General features: G+C 59.5%; 4 protein-coding genes. All 4 read right to left on the minus strand.

The features are described 5' to 3' along the window. A partial coding sequence (locus AC1DWI_RS17305; RefSeq protein ID WP_477725295.1) for a protease modulator HflK N-terminal domain-containing protein occupies positions 1–537 on the minus strand: 537 nt, incomplete at its 3' end. Between the two features lie 57 nt (positions 538–594). Beyond that, entirely contained in the window at positions 595–1776 is a 1182-nt protein-coding gene (hflX, locus tag AC1DWI_RS17310) for a GTPase HflX (RefSeq protein ID WP_457280985.1), read from the minus strand. Continuing rightward, positions 1773–2042 carry an RNA chaperone Hfq gene (gene hfq / locus AC1DWI_RS17315; RefSeq protein WP_411883131.1) on the minus strand — a complete coding sequence of 90 codons (270 nt, stop codon included), beginning with the start codon at positions 2040–2042 and terminating at the stop codon, positions 1773–1775. Before hfq ends, hflX begins: the two co-directional genes overlap by 4 nt. Before the next feature lie 51 nt (positions 2043–2093). Then, positions 2094–3290 (minus strand): ribosome biogenesis GTPase Der (gene der / locus AC1DWI_RS17320; RefSeq protein WP_477725296.1); only part of this gene is annotated, 1197 nt, incomplete at its 5' end.

The raw sequence follows: 3290 nt of genomic DNA on the forward strand, positions 1-3290 counted from the left end.
GCGCTGCACAGGATACGGAAGCCGCCAGTTGAAGCCCGCGCCCACGGTCGAGTGGTATTTGCCAAACTGGGTGATGACGGCCTGCTGGCCTTCCTGGACAATGAAAAACCCGGTGCCCAGCCAGATCAGCACTGCGACACTGGCAATCAGTCCGACACCAATGCCGGCACTCTTCATGTCGGGCTGAAAGCCGCCGCCACTGCCGCCGTTGTTCCCACCGCCATTGCCGCGGCCAAATCCACCACGGTTGGGGTTGTTCTTGCCACCGCCAAAAAGGCCACCCAGCTTGCGGTTGAAGTCGCGCCAGAGTTCATCCAGGTCGGGTGGGCCCTGGTTGGGCCCCTGCCCCTGCGGACGGTTGGCGGGCCGGGTCGGTTGCTTGTCCTCCCGCGGAGCTTCGGGCTTGGCATCGTCAGAAGACGGTTTGTCGTCATCCCGACCCCAGCGCGGATCATTGAGGTTGAACATGCCTTGGGCGCGTTGCTTGAGCCGGCCTGGCAAGCTCGTCAAGGTCTGCAGCACGGGGTTCAGATTCATGGGATCAAACTCACTTTTTTTCRTTACACCGACATTGTGCCTAATGAAACCGCCATATCAGGCAAGGTCCTCGGCAGTTTGGGGGATTTCGTCGGCKGGCGGGTTGACCGCATAGCCAGCCAGCAGCGCCCGCAAAAGCGGCAGGCCTTCACCTGTCTGCGCACTCACGAACACCCGTTCAACGCTGCGGCTTGAGCCCTCAAACGCGTCCCTCAGTTCGAACATGTCTTGCAGGTGCAGGGGCAAGCTGTCCTTTTCAATAGCGTCCAGCTTGTTGAACACCAGTATTTGCGGCACATCGGCCGCGCCAATCTCCGAAAGCACACGCTGGACCTGCTCGATCTGCTCGAGGTAGTCGGGATTGGCGCCGTCCACCACGTGCAGCAGCAAGTCGGCATCCGCTGCTTCCTGCAGCGTTGCAGCAAAGGCATCAATCAGGCCGTGCGGCAGGTCGCGGATGAAGCCCACCGTGTCCGACAACGACACGGAACGCGCGGCGTCACCCAAATAAAGCTGCCTCGTGGTGGTATCGAGCGTTGCGAACAACTGGTCGGCCGCATAAGCACGCGCTTTGACCAGTGCATTGAAGAGCGTGGATTTTCCCGCGTTGGTGTAACCCACCAGGGAAATCGTGAAGGAATTGCGGCGCTCGCGCTGCTTTCGCTGCGTTTGCCGCTGCTTCTTGACCTTGAGCAAGCGTTCTTTGGTGCGCTTGATCGCGTCACCGATCATGCGTTTGTCGAGCTCGATCTGCTTCTCACCCGGGCCGCCGCGCACACCGGCGCCGCCGGTTTGCCGCTCCAGGTGGGACCAGCGCCGCACCAGGCGTGTAGACATGTATTGCAGCCGGGCCAGCTCAACCTGCAGCTTGCCTTCGTGACTACGCGCGCGCTGGGCAAAGATTTCAAGAATCAGCAGGGTCCGGTCGTTGACCGGCATGTCCAGGTGCCGCTCCAGGTTGCGCTGCTGCGCCGGGCTTAGGGACTGGTCGAACAGAATTTCCGTGGCGCCGGTATCCAGCGCCATCAGCTTGATTTCGTCAGCTTTTCCGCTGCCGATGAAGAGCGCGGCGTCGGGCGCCTTGCGTCTGCAGGTGACGCGCGCAACCGGCTGCAGGCCTGCTGTTTGCGCGAGCAAACCCAGTTCCTGCAGATCAGCATCAAAGTTTGGCAACCCCAGATCGACCCCTACAAGAAGGACCAGGGGTTTCGGGCTCACCGGAGCATCGTACGAACTCAGCTGGCGGGGCTTTCTTCAGACTCGTTGGTCGCGAAATTTACGGCGCGACCTGGAACGATGGTGGAAATCGCATGTTTGTAGACCATTTGGGTCACAGTGTTGCGAAGCAGAACCACATATTGATCGAAGGATTCGATCTGACCCTGCAATTTGATCCCGTTGACGAGATAAATGGAAACAGGAACATGCTCGCGACGCAAGGTGTTGAGAAATGGGTCCTGCAAGAGCTGGCCTTTGTTATTGCTCACGATATTTTCCGTGTTCAAAAGTTAATAGAACTTGACCTTACCACAGGGCGTGGCCCGGGTCATGTAGTCCTAGGCCGTTTCCTTGTCTTTAAAGGGGTTGTGGGAGCTCTTCATCTGGATGCGCAAGGGCGTGCCGACCAGGTCAAATTCCTTGCGGAAACGCCCTTCCAGATAGCGTTTGTACGACTCGGTGACGTGTTCGAGCGAATTACCGTGGATGATGATGATGGGTGGGTTCATGCCGCCCTGGTGGGCATAGCGCAGCTTGGGGCGAAAAACACCCGAGCGCTGGGGTTGCTGGAACTGCACGGCTTCCAGCAGCAGCCGGGTGAGCACGGGTGTGGACATCTTGCGATTGGCCGATGCATGGGCCTGAACAATCGACTTCCAGACAGGGCCCAGTCCCTGGCGCTTGATGGCCGAGATCGGGTGGATGGCGGCGAATTTGAGGAAGCCCAGCCGGGTCTCGATGGAGCGCTCGAGAAGCTCGCGCTGGTAGGAGTCCACAGCGTCCGACTTGTTGATGGCCAGCACCACCGAACGGCCGCTTTCGAGGATGTAGCCGGCAATGTGGGCGTCCTGGTCGGTCACGCCTTGGGTGGCATCGAGCAGCAGCAGCACTACGTTGGCGTTTTCGATGGCCTGCAGGGTCTTGACCACGGAAAACTTCTCGATGGCCTCAAAAACCTTGCCTTTGCGGCGCAGACCTGCCGTGTCAATCAGCTCAAACTTCTGCCCGGCACGCTCAAAAGGCACAGAAATGGCGTCGCGGGTTGTCCCGGGCAAATCAAAGGCCACCAGGCGTTCTTCACCCAGCCAGGTGTTGATCAATGTGGACTTCCCCACGTTGGGGCGTCCTGCCACGGCCAGACGAATCACAGAAGGATCTTGAGGCTCAGCCTCTTCGTCCGGATCCGGCAAATTGAGCGGCGCCAAGGCCATGTCAACCAGCGTGCGCATGCCCTGGCCGTGTGAGGCGGAAACCGCCAGCATCTCGCCCATGCCCAATTCAAAGAACTCGGACAGCTGCACGCCTTCAGTCATGCCCTCGGCCTTGTTAGCAGTCAGGATGGTGGGTTTGCCCAGCTTTCGCAGGTATTTGGCAATATCGTGGTCCTGCGCACTGATGCCGGCGCGGGCGTCAACGACAAAGATGACCACATCGGCTTCCGCGACCGCCTGCCGGGTCTGCTTGGCCATTTCCTTGTAAATACCGGACGCCGCATCGGGTTCAAATCCGCCGGTGTCGATCACGATGTATTCGTG

Source organism: Polaromonas sp. P3_C2 (genome assembly GCF_056402675.1).